The following is an 18,419-nucleotide window of genomic DNA, read 5'->3' on the forward strand; positions in this document are numbered from 1 at the left end:
CGCGGTGTCGATGGAGCGGCAGGAGAGCGGGGTGGCTGTGGGGGCAGCGGTGCCGGAGCCGGGGGCAGGGCTGGAGCCGCGGGCGGGGACGGAAGCGGGCCGGACGTGGGATGACGGGTTGATCGCGCGGCGGGCGCGGGACGCGGGGGTGCCCAGGCCGGGGTCGCGGACCGAGCCGCCAATGGGAGCAGAGGTCTCGGGGGAGGGCGCCGTTGCGGTAGGTGCGCCGGTCGGGGCCCGTGCCGAGGCGGGTGTGCGGGCGGAGGGTGCGTCGCGGGCCGGGGAGGCGCGCCACAGGCACGCCCGGGCTGCGGAATTCCGTACCGCGGAAGCGCATCGCGCGCAGTCCCTCCTTGAGCGGGCGCGGAGCGAGCGAACGCGGGGCGGGGGACGGGCTGACGCGTGGGTGGAGGCGATGGTGCAGCCGCGTTCGCCGGCCGAGGTCGAGAGCGATGACGGGGTCACGTACCGGTGGGTCGCGGACGGGGGGCGGCGGGCCGTGGGCGGTGGGCTGCGTGGGCGGCTGGACGCGCTGCGGGAGTTGATCGCGCTGTCCCGGACCCGGCTGGAGGGGCGGGCGCTGGAGGGGGCGGGCCGGGTGCTGGAGACGGCCGACGAGCGGTACCGGCTCTCCGGCGAGCACACCGTCGTCGCCATCGCGGGAGCGACCGGCAGCGGTAAGTCATCGCTCTTCAACGCGCTGGCCGGAGCGAACCGTTCACAGGTCGGGCCGCGCCGGCCGACGACCGCGGAGCCGGTGGCCTGCGTCTGGCCGGGCAGCCGGCCGGGCGCGGACGGGCTGCTGCACCGGCTGGGGGTGCCCGTCCACCGTCGGCACGTCCCGGCGGACGGCAGCTCCGAGCTGCGCGGACTCATCCTGATCGATCTGCCCGACCACGACTCCTCGGCCACCGAGCACCGCGCTCAGGTGGACCGGATGCTGGAGCTGGTGGACGCGGTGATCTGGGTGGTGGACCCGGAGAAGTACGCGGACGCGGTGCTGCACGAGCGGTATCTGCGGCCGCTGGCGGGCTACGCCGAGGTCATGTTCGTCGTCCTCAACCAGGTGGACCGGCTGCCCGGGGACGCCGCCGACCAGGTGGTGGACGATCTGCGGCGGCTCCTGGACGAGGACGGACTGGCGCTCGGCGAACACGGGGAGCCCGGTGCCGCGGTGCTCGCGCTGTCCGCGGCGACCGGCCGGGGCGTGGCGGAACTACGCGAGGCGCTCGGCCAGTTCGTCGCGGAACGGGGCGCGGCGGACCGGCGGCTGGCGGCGGACGTGGATGCGGCGACCGAGCGCCTGCGGTCGGTGTATGTGGCGCAGAGCCGGGTCGGGCTGACGGAAGACGCCCGTGCGGAGTTCGACGACCGGTTGGCCGAGGCGGTCGGGGCGGTGGCCACCGGGCGGGCGGCGGAACGGGATTGGCTGCGGTACGCGGAGCGCGCCTGTGGATCGCCGTGGTCGCGGATGCGGCGGTGGCGGGGGAGCAGGTGGGGAGGCCGTGGTTGCGGGGCGGAGGCGACCGGGTCGGGGATGACGGGGGGCGGGGCCGGCCCGGGAGGGCGTACGGGCGTCGGGACGGCAGATGCGGGGCGGCACGGCACAGGACGGGTCTGGGCCGGGTGGAACGGGGAGGGAACCGAAGGATTGGCCGCTTCCGGGCGGAGCGGCGCGCGGCGGGGCCTGGTGGGGCGGCGGCGGGCAGCCGGGCAACCGGGCGCCGCCGGGGCTGCGGCCGGTGCCGGTGAGGTGTCGGCGGTGGACGGCCGGGCGGCGGCCCGGCCGGTGGTGGAGCAGGCCGTCCGTACGGTGGCCGCCGAGGCGGCGCACGGCCTGCCGTCGCCCTGGGCCCACGCGGTGCGGGAGGCGGCGGACCGAGGCGCCCACGGGCTGCCGGAGGCGCTCGACAAGGTGGCGGCGGATGCCGAGGAGTCCCTCCGGGGCGGACCGGCCGTGCGGCCGCGCTGGTGGACGGTGGCCGCCTCGCTCCAGGGGATGTTGACCGTGCTCCAGGTCGTCGGTGTCCTGTGGCTGCTGGGTGCGATCACCGGTGTGGGCGAGGCGACGGACTGGCTCTCGGGGCTGGCGCCCGCGGTTCTCGGGTCGGTGGGCGGGCCGGCGCTGGCGTGGGTGTGCCGGGTGGTGGCGCGTGGACCGGCCCGGCGCTACGGGCAGGACGCCGAGCGGCGGTTGCGGAGCGCGGCGGCGGCATGCGGACGGGCGCGGGTGCTGGAGCCGGTCGCCGCCGAGTTGCTGCGCTATCGCGAGGTGCGGGAGCAGTACGCCGTGGCCTCGGGCGCGTGACGCGGACAGGGAACGGGAGCGGCGGGGCGGGGCGGGGCGGGGCGGGTGAGGCTGAGGGCGGCTCGCGGGCCGCTCGGCGTCCGCCGCCGCTCACCCTTCCGGGTGGCCGAGTTGTCCACAGTCGGCCACCCGTCCACACGCCGCCGCGGCGCCCGCCGAACCCGTGCAGCATGAGATCAACGCAGCGCGAGCGGCGGGTGACGGGAGCGAGCGCGGGACACGGGGGAGGCGTTTCAGATGAACGACACGATGGTGACGCTGGTGGGGAATGCCGCGACGGCGGTGGAGCACCGGCTGACGGCGGCGGGGGTGACGGTGGCGCGGTTCCGGCTGGCGGCCACCTCGCGCCGGTGGGACAAGGCGCAGGAGCGCTGGACCGACGGGGAGACGAGCTTCTACACGGTCCGGTCATGGCGTGGGCTCGCCGACAACGTGGCGGCATCGGTGGCGGTGGGTGAACCACTCATCGTGCAGGGACGGTTGCGGCTGCGGGAGGGGGAGCAGCCACCCGAGAAGGGCGGACAGCGCTGGTTCTCGGCGGAGGTCGACGCGGTGGCGGTCGGCCACGACCTCACACGGGGCACCGCCGCGTTCCGAAGGGTCCTCCGGTCGGCATCCCGTACGGGAGCGGGCGCGGGAGTGGGAGCGGCCGTGGAGGGCGCGCCGGTGGCGGCTCAGCAGCCTGCTCCGGCAGCGGGACCTTCCTCAGCGGCGCAGGCTTCCACGGCATCGCGGGCTTCCGCGGTACCGCAGTTCTTCTCGGCGCCGGTGGGCGGTGGGGCGCCGCAGCCTTCCCCTGCGTCGGGCTCCTCCGCAGCACCGCTGTCGCCCTCGGCGGCAACGGAGTCCTCCCCGGTGCCGGAATCGCACCCGTCAGCGGACTCGTCCTCACCACCGCGACCACCGCGCCGCACTCCATCCACCCAACAGGACTTATGGGAAAGCCCGTTGCCGGAAGCCGGACCACGAACGAGCGCCGATGACGGACCGGCGGAAGCCAAGTCGGCAGCCGGTACGCCGAAGACCGCCAAGGCGCGGTCGGCTTCCGGGGCAAAGCCGGTTTCCGGAGCACGGCAGGCCGCCGCCGGAGAGCGCGCAGGACGCAAGGACCAGCCGCCCAACGAGGCTGCCGCGACTGCCAGGGCCGGCATGGGCACTTAGGCCGTCGCTGCGGCCGAAGCCCTCGTCGACAAGGCCGCAGCGACCCCCAAAACGCCTGCGACCAGCGGGATTGCGGCTGTCGTCGAGGCTTCGGGGCGCTCCGCCGCTGTGCCTTCCGCCATGGCCCATTCATCCGAGAAGGCGTCTTTGCCCTGAAAGAGGGTGACGATTTGTCGATAATGCCAGGTCAGGATGCCTGGTGTCGGTAACGATTGCGATTCGGATCGCTTATGGGATGCCATTACCGGGGACCCTGATGCACCTGCTCCATAAGATCCGACAAGTACTCACGGGGGCTGACGTGTTCGGCTGTTGAGTTCTTTGGGATCTTTCCGGCGAGGCACCCTCTCCCACTCGACCGCCTCGCCCAGAGGGGAATTTCATGCTTTCGATGAAGAGGCGGGGCGCAGCCCGCCTTGCCGCCGCGGTCGTGGCCTCCGGCCTGGTCGCGGCGGGTGCGATAACCACCGCGGGGCCTGCCGCGGCGGATGAGTCGAACCCCACGCACGGGGGTGCCACCGCCACGCTCGGCGGTCTGAAGACCTTCGACCAGGCGGTCGTGCACAACGACGGAGGGGACCAGCGCGTAGGCGCCGGCCTCTTCGAGATGGCGGTCGACAACGGCGGCACGCTCCAGACGTACTGCATCGACATCCACAACCCGACGCAGCAGCAGGCGAAGTACCAGGAAGTGCCCTGGAGCGCCTCGTCGCTGCACAACAACGGGGACGCGGGCAAGATCCGCTGGATTCTGCAGAACTCCTACCCGCAGGTGAACGACCTGGCCTCGCTCGCCGCCAAGGCCGGTGCCGGGAACCTCACCGAGAAGACCGCCGCGGCCGGCACCCAGGTCGCGATCTGGCGCTTCTCCGACCACGCCAAGGTGGACGCGCTCGACCCGTCGGCCGAGAAGCTCGCTGACTACCTCGAGAAGAGCGCGCAGAACCTCGCCGAGCCCAAGGCCTCGCTGACGCTCGACCCGCCGGCCGTCTCCGGCAAGTCCGGCAGCAAGCTCGGCCCGGTCACCGTGCACACCAACGCCGACAGCGTGACGATCTCCCCGGCCGCCGGTGTGTCTGCCGGTGCCAAGGTCGTCGGCAAGGACGGCAAGCCGGTCACCAGCGCCACCGACGGCACCCAGCTGTTCTTCGACGTGCCCGCGGGCGCCGCGGACGGCAGCAGCTCGCTGACCGCGCAGGCCGCCACCAAGGTTCCGGTCGGCCGCGCCTTCACCGGTATCGGTGAGCACGCCAAGAGCCAGACCCAGATCCTGGCCGGCTCCAGCGAGTCCACGGTCTCCGCGGCCGCCACGTTCTCCTGGAAGAAGCAGGGCGCCATCCCGGCGATCACCGCCGAGAAGAACTGCGCCAAGGGCGGTGTGGACGTCACGGCCACCAACAAGGGCGATGAGGCGTTCCGCTTCCAGCTCTCCGGCAAGGACCACGAGATCGCCCCGGGCAAGTCGCAGACCGTGACCGTTCCGGTGGCCGAGGACCAGCCGTACAACATCACGATCAAGGGTGAGGGCGGCTTCAAGAAGTCGTTCTCCGGGGTCCTGGACTGCAAGACCGCCGGCAGCGGCGGCGGCAAGCCCTCCAGCCGGCCCAGCCCGGCCTCGGTCGGCGGCAGCACCGGCGGGGACACCGGTGGGGACAAGGGCGGCGACCTCGCCGAGACCGGCTCCAGCAACGCCACCCCGATGATCGCGGGCATCGCGGTCGTGCTCGTCGTGGTCGGCGGCGGCGCGGTGTTCTTCCTCCGTAAGAAGAAGGTCGGCACCCCCGCCCAGTGACACCCGGGCCCGGTGACCCCTGTCGCCGGGCCCTGCCCGGCGGCGGCTCGCTCACCCGACGGTGAGCGGACGATCACCGGCGAAGCACCACCCCACGGCCCCGGAGCGCCACCACGCTCCGGGGCCGTCGGCGTTCGAGCAACACGTGCGCGGGCCGCCGGCGAAGCCCCGGCCCCGCGGTCGCCCGGCCCTCGGCGGCGCCCGATCGATGTGATCAACGCTGACAGACGGCGACCAAGCGGACACCGAGCCGTGGCCGGACAGCACTGAGCGGGCGTGGGGTGACCTACTCGTTTCCGCCAGAGCGCGGCCGTACGGCAAGATGGGGTGTATCTGCCCTCCCACGGTCGCCGCGCATGATGGCCCCGGGGCGGTGCCGCACAGACCCTGATCGATCCAATCTGCCGGACGGTTTCTCTTGGCTGAGTACATCTACACGATGCGCAAGGCGCGCAAGGCGCACGGCGACAAGGTCATCCTCGATGACGTGACGCTGAGCTTCCTGCCGGGCGCAAAGATCGGTGTCGTGGGTCCCAACGGCGCCGGTAAGTCCACGGTGCTGAAGATCATGGCCGGTCTCGAGCAGCCGTCGAACGGTGACGCGTTCCTCTCCCCGGGCTACACCGTGGGCATGCTCCTGCAGGAGCCGCCGCTGGACGAGTCGAAGACCGTGCTGCAGAACGTGCAGGACGGCGCCGCCGAGATCATGGGCAAGCTCCACCGCTTCAACGAGGTCGCCGAGCTGATGGCGACCGACTACTCCGACGAGCTCATGGAGGAGATGGGCAAGCTCCAGGAGGACCTCGACCACGCCAACGCGTGGGACCTGGACACCCAGCTGGAGCAGGCCATGGACGCGCTGGGCTGCCCGCCCGGTGACTGGCCGGTCACCAACCTCTCCGGTGGTGAGCGCCGCCGCGTCGCGCTGTGCAAGCTGCTGCTGGAGGCCCCCGACCTGCTGCTCCTCGACGAGCCCACCAACCACCTGGACGCCGAGTCCGTGCAGTGGCTGGAGCAGCACCTCGCGAAGTACCACGGCACCGTCGTCGCCGTCACCCACGACCGGTACTTCCTCGACCACGTCGCCCAGTGGATCTGTGAGGTCGACCGCGGCCGCCTGCACGGCTACGAGGGCAACTACTCCAAGTACCTGGAGACCAAGCAGACCCGTCTCAAGGTCGAGGGCCAGAAGGACGCCAAGCGTGCCAAGCGTCTGAAGGAAGAGCTGGAGTGGGTCCGCTCCAACGCCAAGGGGCGGCAGGCCAAGTCCAAGTCGCGACTGGCCCGTTACGAGGAGATGGCCGCCGAGGCCGACAAGATGCGGAAGCTGGACTTCGAGGAGATCCAGATCCCGCCGGGCCCGCGCCTGGGCAACGTCGTCGTCGAGGTCGAGAAGCTCAACAAGGCCTTCGGCGAGAAGGTCCTCATCGACGACCTGAGTTTCACGCTGCCCCGCAACGGCATCGTCGGCATCATCGGCCCGAACGGCGCAGGCAAGACCACGCTGTTCAAGATGCTCCAGGGTCTGGAGACCCCGGACTCCGGTGACATCAAGGTCGGCGAGACCGTCAAGATCTCCTACGTCGACCAGAGCCGCGAGAACATCGACCCCAAGAAGACCCTGTGGGCCGTGGTCTCCGACGAGCTGGACTACATCAACGTCGGCCAGGTCGAGATGCCCTCGCGGGCGTACGTCTCCGCGTTCGGCTTCAAGGGCCCGGACCAGCAGAAGCCGGCCGGGGTGCTCTCCGGTGGTGAGCGCAACCGCCTCAACCTGGCGCTCACCCTCAAGCAGGGCGGCAACCTGCTGCTCCTCGACGAGCCCACCAACGACCTCGACGTCGAGACCCTGTCGTCGCTGGAGAACGCGCTCCTGGAGTTCCCGGGCTGCGCCGTGGTCGTCTCCCACGACCGCTGGTTCCTCGACCGCGTCGCCACGCACATCCTGGCGTACGAGGGCGAGTCCAAGTGGTTCTGGTTCGAGGGCAACTTCGAGTCCTACGAGAAGAACAAGATCGAGCGCCTCGGTGCGGACGCGGCCCGCCCGCACCGCGCCACGTACAAGAAGCTCACCCGGGGCTGACGGCGTGCGACACCTCTACTCCTGCCCCCTGCGCTGGTCGGACATGGACGCGTTCGGCCATGTCAACAACGCGGTGTTCGTCCGCTACCTGGAAGAGGCGCGGATCGACTTCATGCACCGGCTGGCGCCGGGGGGCGGCAGCCCGTCGTTCACGGGCGGCTCGGTCGTCGCCCGGCACGAGATCGACTATGTGCGGCCGCTGGTCCACCGGCACGCGCCGGTGACCGTCGAGTTGTGGGTGAAGAAGATCAGCGCCGCGTCGATGACGGTCGGCTACGAGGTCAAGGACGAGGACACCCTCTATCTGCGGGCCTCGACCGTCGTCGTGCCGTACAGCTTCACCGACGAGCGTCCGCGCCGGCTGACCGCTGAGGAGAAGGCGATCCTCAAGGAGTATCTGGACGACGCCGCGCATCAGGAGGGGTCTGCCGCGGTATGACGGCGCTGCACCTGGCCGACGCGGGGGAGGCGGCCGATCTCGCCGCCTTCCTCGCCCGCCTGATCCACTACGACCGCGCCGCCGCGGTACGGCTCCAGGCCGGCGGCGGGGTGCTCGCCGTCTTCGGCCGCCCGCCGTCCTTCGAGGTGCTGGCGGTCCGCACCGCCCGGCTCGCCGACGACACCACGCTGGACCGGACGGTCTCCGCCGGGGAACTCCTCGAAGGCGTGGCGGAGCCGGCGGACGGGCTGACCGTGCCCGCCGCCGTCACCGGTCCGCCGTGGACCGGGCTGCTGCCGCCGCGCGGCGGCTGGCAGCGGGTGCCGGGGCTGCCCGCGCCCGAGGCGCTGCTGCGTGCGGTGGCCGCCGCGGTGGCCGAATTCCGGGCCCGGGACGAGGCGTTGCCGCCACAGCACCGCACCCGTACCGAACGGGACCGTATCGGCCGGGAGATCTGGTCGCGCACCCTCGGGGACACCCATCTTCCGCTGCGCGCCGCCCACGCCGCGCAGTCACTGGGCTTTCTGCGGCCGGTGCGGGCCGGCGCGCTCGCGGGGGGCGGCGCCGGGCCCGCGCGACCCGAGCAGCGTTCACTGAGCCTGCTGTCCGCGGGCGGCTGGCTGCGGCTGAGCACCCCGTACGGCTCGGTCGCCGTACGAACCGGCGGCCCGGCGGGGCCGACCGGGCTGTCCGGCCTCACGGTGACACCGGTCTGAGCGGAGCGGGCTTCGTCAGGGGAGCCGACTCTGCTGGTCAGTAGCCAGCTGGGGCACTCGTACCCGCTCTGGCGCCGGGGGGCAACTGCCGCCGGCACGGCCCCCGGTGAGGCCAGGTCGGCTGCGTCCACCGGCGGCCTCACCGGAGAACGCGGCAGGACGGCCGGTCAGCGGTGCTCGGCGCGGCCCCAGGAAGACACCTCAGCCGTCTCCGGCCCGGCCCTCCTCTTCCGTGCCCGTGCCCGCCCCCGCGTCCCCGTCCGGGCCCGGGCCCTCACCGCGACCCGGAGGCCCCTCCTTCGTCGTGTGGTCCGGCCACACCCCGATGTGGTCGGGCTCCAGTTCCAGGAGGACGCGGTGTGCCATGCCCAGGCCGGCGGTGTAGTCGGCCGGTAGCTGGAGGCGGCCCGCCCGGTCGAGCATGGCGTATTCGCGGGCCACCAGGGACTCCTGGCCGGTCGTGGCGTCCCGTTCGGTGCGGCGCAGGACCTCGGAGGACGTACGGCCGTCGCGGATCGCGACGGTGCGCCGGACCTCGCCCGCCACCTTCTGGTCATGGGTGACGATCACGATCGTGGTGCCCAGTTCCTCGTTGGCGGTGCGGAAGGCCGTGAAGACCTGCTCGGCGGTGTGCGAGTCCAGTTCGCCGGTCGGCTCGTCGGCCAGCAGGACGGACGGGGTGTTGGCCAGGGCGACCGCGATGGCGGTGCGCTGCTGTTCGCCGCCGGAGAGCTGAGGGGGGCGGCGGTCCCGGCAGTGGTCGAGGGAGAGCATCGACAGCAGTTCGCCGGCTGCCTTCGCGCGGGCCGCTCGCCGTCGGCCGCCCCGCAACTGCATCGGCAGCATCACGTTCTGGAGTGCCGTCAGGTAGGGCAGGAGGTTGCGGGAGGTCTGCTGCCAGACGAAGCCGACGACGTCGCGGCGGTAGCCGAGCCGGGCCCTGGCGTCCATCGTCAGCAGGTCGCGGCCGGCGACCGTGGCGGCACCCGCGGTCGGCACGTCCAGGCCCGCGAGGATGTTCATCAGGGTCGACTTGCCGCTGCCGGAGGCCCCGACCAACGCCATCAACTCGCCCTCCGAGACCAGCAGATCGAGCCCCTGGAGCGCTTGCACCTCCACCCCGTCGGCGGTGAAGACCCGCACCAGCCGGTCGCAGGCGATCAGCGCGTCGTGCCCGTAGGCGGGGCGTCCGCGCCGGGAGGCCGCGCGCCGCTCCAGCTCGGCCAGGCTGGTGGGTTCGGCGGGCCGGACCGCCTCCGCCCCGGGGGAGGCGGCGTCCGGCGGTGTGGCGTCGGGCCGTGTGGTCATCGGGGGTCCCCCACTCTCAACTCGGCGCTCATGTCCCGCCGTCCGCTCAGCCAGGCCTGGGCCAGGGCGACCGCCAGGGCGAGGGCGAGCACGCCCGCCGACGGCAGCAGCAGGGACGCGGGATCGGTGTGCAGGCGTACGGTGTCCGCGGCGCCGCCGCCCGGGGTGCCGGGCAGGGCGAGCGCGGTGAGGTCGATACCGGGGCCCAGCAGCCGGACCGTGGCGGCACCGGTCAGCGCCCCGCCGAGGGCCGCCAGCAGGGCCTGCGGCAGCGCCTCCAGTATCAGCAGCCGTCGCCCCTGGGCCCGGGGCAGCCCCATCGTGCGCAGTCTGGCCAGGAGTTGGCCGCGCTGCGGGGCGGCCTGGAGGAGCGACAGCAGCAGGGCGAGCAGGGCGAAGCCGGCGCCGGCCGCGACCGCGGCGGTGTACAGGCGTACCGCGCCCTGCTGGAGGGGTGAGTCGGCGAACCTGTCGCGGACGGCGGAGCGCAGCGCCAGCCGGACGGGCCGGTCCGCCGGGCTGTGGGCGCGGACGGCGGCACGCAGCGCCCGGGTGTCCAGGGAGCGGCCGGACAGCAGGAGGACGGAGGGCCCGGTTGCGGGGTCGCGGTAGGTGTCCGGATGGCGGCGGGCGACGCTCCTGGCGTCGACGACGACGAAGTCGCCGCCGGGCTGCGCGGGGGTGTCGGCGCGGACCGTCTTCGGGCGGATGACGAGCTGGCCGAGCTCCGGCTGGAGGGCCATCGGCACGTCCCCGAAGCGGGTGCGGAAACGGGGGGAGACCAGCGCGGGCAGCGGCTGGTCGCCGCCGGGGTCGGCCAGCTCCCGTGCGTCGAAGGCGCCCAGGCCGGTGGTCCGCGAGAGCCGGGCGTACGCCTCGGCGTCGGCGATGACCAGGTAGAGCGGGGACCCGTTGTCGTCGGCGGCCTGCACATCGATGCGCAGCGGCACCGCGTCCACGACGCCGGGCACCCGGCCGGCCGCCCGCCGCAGCTCCTCGGGCAGCGGTGCGCCGGCCGAGAGCCGGGCCTCCGCGCCGACCGCGGTCAGTGCCGCGTGCTCCCGTGCCGTGGCGACCCCGGCCAGCACCGAGCCGCCGAACGACGCCGTGGTCAGCGCCACCACGAGGGCCAGCAGCGGCAGTCCGGCGGTGGCCGGGGCGCGGCCCGCGCGGGCCAGCGACAGAAAGCCGGTCAGCCCGGTGGTACGGGCGGCGGGGCGGGCCGCCAGCCGCAGCGGCAGCGGGGAGAGGCGCAGCAGTACCAGCGCGGCGATCACCCCGGTCAGCACCGGGGCCACGCTGGCCAGGGTGTCCACCCCGCCGGCCGCCGTACTGCGGCCACGCAGCGCGAGCACCGCGCCCACCGCCAGGACGAGCACGGTGAGTTCGGCGACCGTACGGCGCCGGGAGGGGCGGGCGCCCACCGTGTCGGCGCGCTCCACGGGGCGCGGGCGGCGGTGCGCGACGGCCGCCCGCAACGGCAGCGCGACCGTTGCCAGCAGCCCGGTGCCGGCCGCCGCCAGCAGGGAGGGCAGCACCCGTTGCCCGGGCACCAGCAGCAGTGCCAGACCGCCGCCGGCCGCCGCAGCAGGGAGCGCCACCGCCCCGGTCTCCGCCGACAGCCGCCCGGCCAGCCCGGCCAGGGACGCACCACGGGCCCGCAGCAGGGCCAGTTCGGCGTGCCGCCGCGCCGCGGTCAGCCCGGCGGTCATCAGCAGCACCACCGCCGCGACGGTGCCGACGCCGTACGCGGCCACCGCGACGACCGGCGCGACCGCCGCCCGGGTCCGCGCGAAGGCGTCCAGCAGACCGTCCACCGCGCTGTCGGCCAGCGCACCGCCGCCCGCCACCTCGCGCAACCGGGCCAGCGCCGCACCGTGTTCGAGGGAGACCAGCCGGTCCCGCAGCCGCGCGGCGTCACCGGCGGTCAGCGCGCGGGTGTCGACCGGGTAGCGCCAGAACTTCTCCGGCTCGCCCCCGGTGCGCAGCAGCGCCGGGCCGTCCTCGGGGGCCAGCAGCAGACCGGCCCGCCACAGCCGCTGCGGCGGGATGTCCGGCGTCGTGTCCTGATGGGCGGCCGCCATCAGCGGATCGGCGGCCCAGTACGCGCTGTCCGGGTCGCGCGGGGTGAGCAGCCCGGAGATCCGCACCGTCATCCCGTCCAGATGCAGGGTGCTGCCGACGCGCAGGGTCAGGGTCCGTGCGGTGGCGACGGTGACCGCGGCCTCCAGCCTGCGCTTCCCGGGGGCCGCGGCGTGCGGCAGCCGGCCCTCGGTGAGCCGGGTATGCGTGCCCAGCCCGGCGGCCGCGTACAGCGAGAGGCCGGGGGCGAGGCCGTCGGGCCGGGGCAGCCAGGAGTCCTGTGCGGGCAGCGGCTTGGTGGTGCGCACGCCGTACAGCGAGCCGCCCGGAGCGATCCGCAGCGGGTCGCGGAACAGGCCCCGGATCGCCCGGTCCTGGCGGGTGAGTTCGCCCGCCGCGCAGGAGGCGGCGGGATCACCGGGCAGGTCCGTACGCGAGACGGTGACCTCCACCGTCCGCTGTCCGGCCGCCACCGAGCCGAGCGCATGGCGCACCCCGCGGGTCTCGTACGCCGTCACCCCGCGCGGGAACGCCGCCGCGAGGAACGCCGTGACCAGCACCAGCGCGCCCAGGGCCAGTTGCGCCGCGCGCGCCGGACGCGGCCGGTTCCACCAGGTCGCCGCCCTCACCGGCGCTCACCCCGCAGTCCGGGGCCAGGGGCCCCTGCGGCGGGCCGTGGTTGCGTGCGGACCCCTGCCACCGGCCCGCTGTTCTGTCCGTTCACCTCACAGCCCCCCTTGGCCGCGCAGGGCCCGCACCGGGTCGCCGCGGCGCAGTCCGAGGGCCGCGACCACCAGCAGCGGCACCGCGGCGACCGCCGCCAGCAGCGCGGCCACCGGGCCCGGCGGCAGCTCGACCAGCACCGGCGGCACCGGACGGCCCGCCTCCCCGGTCAGCACGATCAGCGGGACCACCGCCCGGGTCAGCACCGTCCCCAGCGCCGTACCGACGCCCAGCGCCAGCACGATCAGTACGCCCTGTTCGGCGACGAGCATCCGGGCCAGCTGGGGGCGCGGCGCCCCCAGGGCCCGCAACACGGCGAACTCCCGCGCCCGTTCGCGGACCGACCCGGCGGCACCGACCGCGAAGCCGACCGCCGCCAGCGCCACCGCGACCGCGGCCGCCGCGGTCAGCGCGGTCTGCGGGCCGATACCGAGCGGATCGTCGTGCAGCTGCCCGGCGATCTCGTCGCGGACCAGTACCTGGCCCGGGTCGGTGTCGGGGCGGGCCCGCAGCGCCTCGACGGCCGTGTCCGCCGCGCCCGGCCGGGGGCGCAGCCACCACTCGGTGGCGGACAGCGGCGGTGCGCCGCGGTCGGACAGCGCCTCGTTGACGGACCCGAGGTCGACCAGCAGCCCGCCGGCGGCCGGCGCGTCCGCCGGGCCGGGCAGTGCCCGCACCGCCCGGACGATCCGGGCCTTCAGCGGCCGCCCGTTGACCGGCACCTCGATCAGGGAGCCGGTCCGCGAGCCGCTGTCGCGCAGGTACGCCTCGGTGGCGACGGCGGCGAGCGGCGGGCGGGCGGCGTGCGCGGCGGTGATCCGCAGCGTCGTCGCCGCGGCCCCCCAGTCGTCCACCCGGGCGCCGGTGTCGAACGTCTGGGACAGCAGCCCTCCGGCGGGGACCCCGGCCCGGCCCGCGCGGGGGCCGGACGGTTCGCCCGCCGAGCTGCTCTCGTCGGTGATCCGCGCCCGCCAGCCGGGACCGTCGGGTGCGGCGAGGGGCCGGGCCGGGCCGTGGCCGGTGGCGGCCGTCACGGCGGTGACGGTGAGCCGCTGACGGTGCGCGACATGCGGCTGGTCCAGGTCGGCGACCAGGCCGGTCATCCGCAGCGGACCGGCCGGGCGGCCCGCCGGGGCACCGGCCGCGGCGCCGAGGTCCGCGCTCAGAGTGTGCGGTGCGCCGTCGGCGGGGAGCGGGCCGAGCGGCAGGGTGTACGGGATGCCGTGGCGGTCGGTGACGAGGACGGAGAGGGTGGCCGGCACCGGCCCGGTGTCGGGCCCGGCGGCCTCCTGGCCGGGGGACGGCGGCAGCGCCCGCAGGGAGCGCAGCGTGGCGGTCAGCCGTAACCGGTCGCAGCCCGGCGGCAGTTGCAGCCCCGCCGGGGCACCGCCCGGCGGCGCCACCGCGCGCAGGACGCCGTCCGCTGCCCGCCCCCGCGGACCGTCCGCGCCGCCGCCCAGCAGATCGCCGCGCAGCAGCAGCGCCCCCGCCGAGCGCCGGGTGTCCAGCGCGAGCAGCGAGGACGACCCGCCGCCCGACAGGTCCAGACCGGCCACCCCGACGGGCAGCGCCGCGGCCACCCCCGGCGTCGTCCCGTAGGCACCGCCCTGGCCCAACGGCGGTGTCCGCCCGGCCAGTACGCGCACCGCCGCACCCGCGCGGAAGTCGGCCTGGTCGTCCTGCGAACGGTCCCAGGACGCGCCCTGGCCGATCGCCAGCATGCCCAGGGCGGTGGCCAGCACCAGCAGCAGCACCGGACCGGCACCCCGCAGGGGGCGGCGGCTGATCTGCCAGCCGGCCAGCGCCGCCGCCAGGCCCCGGCCGCCGGCCGCGCCCCGCTCGGCGATCCGGGCGGCGAGCGGCAGCAGCCGCAGCGTCAGCACCGTACCGGCGAGCAGCGCCAGCGCCGGGGCGGCCACCAGCACCGGATCGATGCCCAGCCGTCCGGCGCCGTCCGTGGTCAGCACCCCGCCGCCACTGCCGCCGCCCGCCGTCTGCCGCTGGAGCTGCCAGTAGGCGACACCGGCGACCACCAGCAGCCCGAGGTCGGCCCCGGTCCTGCCCCAGGTCCGCAGCCCGGCGCGGGCGGCGGAGGCTCCCGTGCCGCCGGGCTGCGCCCGCGCCCGCCGTCGCCGCGGACCGTCCGGCCCGGTCCGCAGCAGCGCGGGCGCGGCCACCGCGAGGGCGCAGCCCAGCGCCACACCGAGGCCGGTCAGCACGGTCGGCGCGGTCAGCCGGGTGTCCAGCGGCAGCCCGATACGGGCCAACGCGCCCCGGCCGGACAGCAGCTGCAGCAGCGGCCCGGCCAGCAGCGGGGCGCCCACCGCGGCCGGGGCGGCCAGCAGCAGCGACTCGGCCAGGGCCAGTCCCGCGATCCGCCGCCGGGACCCGCCGCGGGCCCGCAGCAGCGCCGTCTCGCCGGTCCGCTCGGTGCTCAGCATCCGGGCCACCAGCAACAGGGCGTAGCCCGCCAGCAGGATCAGCTGTAACGCGACAATCAGGATTGTCGACCGGTTCACCAGCAGCGCCCGCTGCAACTGCCCCAGCGTGGCGGGCAGATCGGTGCCGGCGGTGGCCCGGCCCGCGAACGCCGGATCGGCCATCAGCGCCTTGGGCGCCCGCGCGGCCGCGGCGGTCAGGGCGGGCAGCCGGTCCGCGGTCAGCGAGCGGAAATCGGCGGTGGCGAGCCAGCCCACCGAGTCCTGGGCCGGCGACCCGCCGCGGAACGCCGCCGGGGCGGCGAGCAGCGGCCCGTAGGTGGTGAAGCCGGAGATGCGCACCCCGCGCCCGCCGAGGTCGTCGAGCTTCCAGTACGGGTCGGCGCGGTCCTTGGGCCGGTAGACACCGGTGACCTCGACCGTCAGACGGGCCGGTCCGGACAGCCGGTTGTGGAGGGTGATGCGCCGGCCGGGCTTCACGCCCAGCCGGGCCGCCGCGGCCTCCGGCAGCGCGACGGGCAGCCGGCCGTGCGCGGCCGGCGCGGGCCAGCGGCCGGCGGTGAGGGTCAGACGGGAGCGGTCCATGGCCGCGAGGTGGGTGAGATCCGGCTCACCCCGGCGTGCGTCCGGCGACCGCAGGGTGCCGGGCAGTGCGTACGGCCCGGAGCGGACCAGGGTGTGCACCGTGAACGGCAGTCCGTCGAAGGCCCGCCGGGCGCCCCGGGTGACCGCCCGGTCCGCCGGTTCCCTTACCCCGGCCGGGAGTTGGGCCTTCACCTGCAGTGCGGCGGCCGCCGCGGCGCGGGTCCGCAGTGCCTGCCGCAGCCCGGCGTCCCCGATCGCGCCGGAGAAGGCCGCGAGCGTCGTCAGCACGGTCGTGGTGAGCAGCACCGAGAGCAGAGCCGCGGTCAGCAGCAGACGGTGCGCCCGCACCCGCAGAAACACAAAGCCGGACACGGACCCCCCTTACCGCGCTCAGCACCACACAGATGAACGAATGGTGGCAGACGAGCGGCGCGGGCGGAGGGGGCTGTGGAAAACCCTGGCCGGATCGTGACGGCGAGGGCGCGGAGCGGTGTGAGGTGCTTCTCAGTCCGCGGCGTTGATCATCGAGGCGGCGGCGTAGGTGAGGTAGTTCCAGAGCTGCGTCTCGTGCTTCTCGGACAGGCCGAGCGAGTCCACCGCGTCCCGCATGTGCCGCAGCCAGGCGTCGTGGGCGGCCCGGTCGACGGTGAACGGGGCGTGCCGCATCCGCAGCCGGGGGTGGCCGCGGCCGTCGCTGTACGTGCGGGGACCGCCCCAGTACTGCATGAGGAAGAGCGCCAGCCGTTCCTCGGCCGGGCCCAGGTCCTCCTCCGGGTACATCGGCCGCAGCAGCGGGTCCTCGGCGACTCCCTGGTAGAAGCGGTGCACCAGGCGCCGGAAGGTCTCCTCGCCTCCGACCTGTTCGTAGAAGGTCTGCTCGTCGAGCGTGCCGCGTGGAATCTTGTTCACCCGTCCATGGTGGCAGACGCCCCGGCGGAGGTCTCCGGTCGTAGGACGCGGCCGGTACCGGGGCCGGAAACGCCGCCGGGGCGTGACCGGTTGGTCACGCCCCGGGGTCGTCCGCGTATCGCGGCGGCTCAGCCGCGGCGGATGCTCAGCGTCGTCCAGGCGCCGACGTGCACCCGGTCGCCCTCATGGAGCGGCACCGGCACATAGGGCTGGATGGGGTCCTCGGCGAGGTTGATCGTGGTGCCGTTGGTGGAGTTCTGGTCCACCACGGCCCAGCTGCCGTCCTGCTGCTGCACCAGCAGCGCGTGCTGGTGCGAGACTCCCGGGTCCTCCGGCGTGCTGCCCAGGTCGATGTCCGGGGACTCACCGGTGCTGTTGCGGCGGCGGCCGACCGCGATCTGGCCGTTGAGCGGGAGCACCTGCTCGGGGGAGTAGGCGGGCAGGTTGAGCCCCGCCGCCTCCGGGCCGGAGCGGCCCATCATCGCCATGAAGTACTCACGGTCCGGTGCGACCGCGACCACCCAGCCGGTGCCGACGACCGGCGCCGGACCCTGCGGCGGCGCCGCGGGACCCTGGCCGGTGCCGCCGTTCCACTGCTGGTCCGGTCCGGGCTGCTGCTGCGGCGGCATCTGCTGCTGCTCGTACGGGCCGGGCTGCTGCTGGTGCGGCTCGAACGGCTGCTGCTGCTCGAACGGTGCCTGCTGCTGCTCGTACGGACCCGGCTGCTGCTGCGGCGGGAACGGGGCGGGCGGCTGCTGCTCGAACGGTGCCTGCGGGCCCGGGCCGGGCGGCGCGGGCGCCATCGGCGGGGGAGCGGCCTGGGCGCTCGGCGGGTTCAGCGTCCAGTCGTCGCCGCCCTGCTGTGGCGGCGGACCGGCCTGCTGGCCGGGGCCGGGCATGCCGGGAGGCGGTCCGGGCGGGAAGCCGCCCGGGCCCTGCTGGTCCGGAAAACCGCCCGGTCCGGGCTGGTCGGGGAAGCCACCCGGGCCCTGCTGGTCGGGAAAACCGCCCGGGCCCTGCTGGTCGGGAAAACCGCCGGGGCCGGGGCCGCCGGGCATGCCCTGCTGCTGCGGGGGCTGCGGCTGCTGCGACTGCGGAGGCGGGAAGCCGTAACCGCCCTGGCCGCCCTGGGTGCCGGGACCGCCGGGACCGGGTGCGCCGGGTCCGCCCTGCGGGCCGGGGTGGGGCGGCGGGAAACCGTAGCCGCCCTGGGGTGCGCCGGGTCCGGGCTGCTGGGGCTGCGGCGGCGGGAAGCCGTAGCCGCCCTGGGAGTCGCCGGGGCCGGGTGCGCCGGGCGGCGGGGCGTAGGACGTCGGGGAGTTGGTGAGGAAGTTGTAGCGACAGCCCTCACAGAACGGCGCCATCGCCTCACGCGGCGTACCGCACTGCGGGCAGGTCTCCGGCTGTCCGGACGGGCCGGGGCCGGGACCGGGGGCACCGGGTCCGCCCTGCGGGCCGGGCTGCGGCGGCGGGAAACCGTAACCGCCCTGGCCGCCCTGGGTGCCGGGGCCGGGTGCACCGGGGCCGGGCTGCTGGGGCTGCGGGGGCGGGAAGCCGTAGCCGCCCTGGGAGTCACCGGGGCCGGGGCCGCCGAAGTCGGGGCCACCGGGCGGCGGGCCGGGCTGACCCTGCGGCGGACCGGGCTGCATCGGGGGCGGACCGGGCTGTCCCGGCGGCGGACCGGGCTGGCCGGGCGGCGGGGTGTTCAGGAATCCTGCAGGCAGGGAGGGCGGCGGGGGGGCAGCCCCCGCCATCCGCTGGCCGCACACCTCGCACCAGTCTTCGGCCACCGACTGGTGGCCGCTCGGGCAGGTCGGCATGTCGGTTCTTCCCCCTCCGTACCGAATTTCCGGTAGTGCCGCTCGGTACTGTTCG

Annotated in this window: 11 protein-coding genes; 6 read left to right on the top strand and 5 right to left on the bottom strand. The window is 75.1% G+C overall.

Annotated features, from left to right (window positions below):
• Window positions 1-415: 415 nt before the first annotated feature.
• The 6 genes from ACGFN2_RS22505 (at window position 416) to ACGFN2_RS22530 (ending at window position 8,499) form a co-directional block, all read left to right on the top strand.
• On the top strand, window positions 416-2,308 hold the full coding sequence (locus tag ACGFN2_RS22505) for a GTPase (protein WP_393363130.1): 1,893 nt from the start codon (window positions 416-418) through the stop codon (window positions 2,306-2,308).
• Window positions 2,309-2,545: 237 nt separating this feature from the next.
• Window positions 2,546-3,469 (top strand): single-stranded DNA-binding protein, encoded by a 924-nt coding sequence (locus ACGFN2_RS22510; protein WP_393363133.1) that lies wholly within the window; start codon window positions 2,546-2,548, stop codon window positions 3,467-3,469.
• A 382-nt stretch (window positions 3,470-3,851) separates the two neighbouring features.
• On the top strand, window positions 3,852-5,261 hold the full coding sequence (locus tag ACGFN2_RS22515) for an LAETG motif-containing sortase-dependent surface protein (RefSeq protein WP_393363136.1): 1,410 nt from the start codon (window positions 3,852-3,854) through the stop codon (window positions 5,259-5,261).
• A 418-nt stretch (window positions 5,262-5,679) separates the two neighbouring features.
• On the top strand, window positions 5,680-7,344 hold the full coding sequence (gene ettA, locus ACGFN2_RS22520; RefSeq protein WP_362612080.1) for an energy-dependent translational throttle protein EttA: 1,665 nt from the start codon (window positions 5,680-5,682) through the stop codon (window positions 7,342-7,344).
• A gap of 4 nt (window positions 7,345-7,348) precedes the next feature.
• A complete protein-coding gene (locus tag ACGFN2_RS22525; RefSeq protein WP_362612081.1) occupies window positions 7,349-7,783 on the top strand; it encodes a thioesterase family protein in 435 nt (144 codons plus the stop codon).
• Window positions 7,780-8,499 (top strand): hypothetical protein, encoded by a 720-nt coding sequence (locus ACGFN2_RS22530; RefSeq protein ID WP_362612084.1) that lies wholly within the window; start codon window positions 7,780-7,782, stop codon window positions 8,497-8,499. Before ACGFN2_RS22525 ends, ACGFN2_RS22530 begins: the two co-directional genes overlap by 4 nt.
• A gap of 201 nt (window positions 8,500-8,700) precedes the next feature.
• On the opposite strand, the gene ACGFN2_RS22535 is transcribed toward ACGFN2_RS22530, so the two are convergent.
• The 5 genes from ACGFN2_RS22535 to ACGFN2_RS22555 all read right to left on the bottom strand — a co-directional run bounded on the left by ACGFN2_RS22535 (window position 8,701) and on the right by ACGFN2_RS22555 (window position 18,364).
• Window positions 8,701-9,807, bottom strand: a complete 1,107-nt coding sequence (locus tag ACGFN2_RS22535; protein ID WP_393363140.1) for an ABC transporter ATP-binding protein — start codon at window positions 9,805-9,807, stop codon at window positions 8,701-8,703.
• The gene (locus tag ACGFN2_RS22540; protein WP_393363143.1) at window positions 9,804-12,518 is read right to left on the bottom strand and encodes a hypothetical protein; all 2,715 of its coding nucleotides are present in this window, start codon (window positions 12,516-12,518) and stop codon (window positions 9,804-9,806) included. The genes ACGFN2_RS22535 and ACGFN2_RS22540 overlap by 4 nt, the downstream gene beginning before the upstream one ends.
• A 96-nt stretch (window positions 12,519-12,614) precedes the next feature.
• The gene (locus ACGFN2_RS22545; RefSeq protein ID WP_393363146.1) at window positions 12,615-16,007 is read right to left on the bottom strand and encodes an FtsX-like permease family protein; all 3,393 of its coding nucleotides are present in this window, start codon (window positions 16,005-16,007) and stop codon (window positions 12,615-12,617) included.
• A gap of 132 nt (window positions 16,008-16,139) precedes the next feature.
• A complete protein-coding gene (locus ACGFN2_RS22550; RefSeq protein WP_362612090.1) occupies window positions 16,140-16,544 on the bottom strand; it encodes a globin in 405 nt (134 codons plus the stop codon).
• Window positions 16,545-16,672: 128 nt separating this feature from the next.
• Entirely contained in the window at window positions 16,673-18,364 is a 1,692-nt protein-coding gene (locus ACGFN2_RS22555) for an FHA domain-containing protein (protein WP_393363149.1), read from the bottom strand.
• Window positions 18,365-18,419: the final 55 nt, after the last annotated feature.

The sequence above is a fragment of the Streptomyces sp. NPDC048612 genome (assembly GCF_043199295.1).
Lineage (GTDB): Bacteria > Actinomycetota > Actinomycetes > Streptomycetales > Streptomycetaceae > Streptomyces.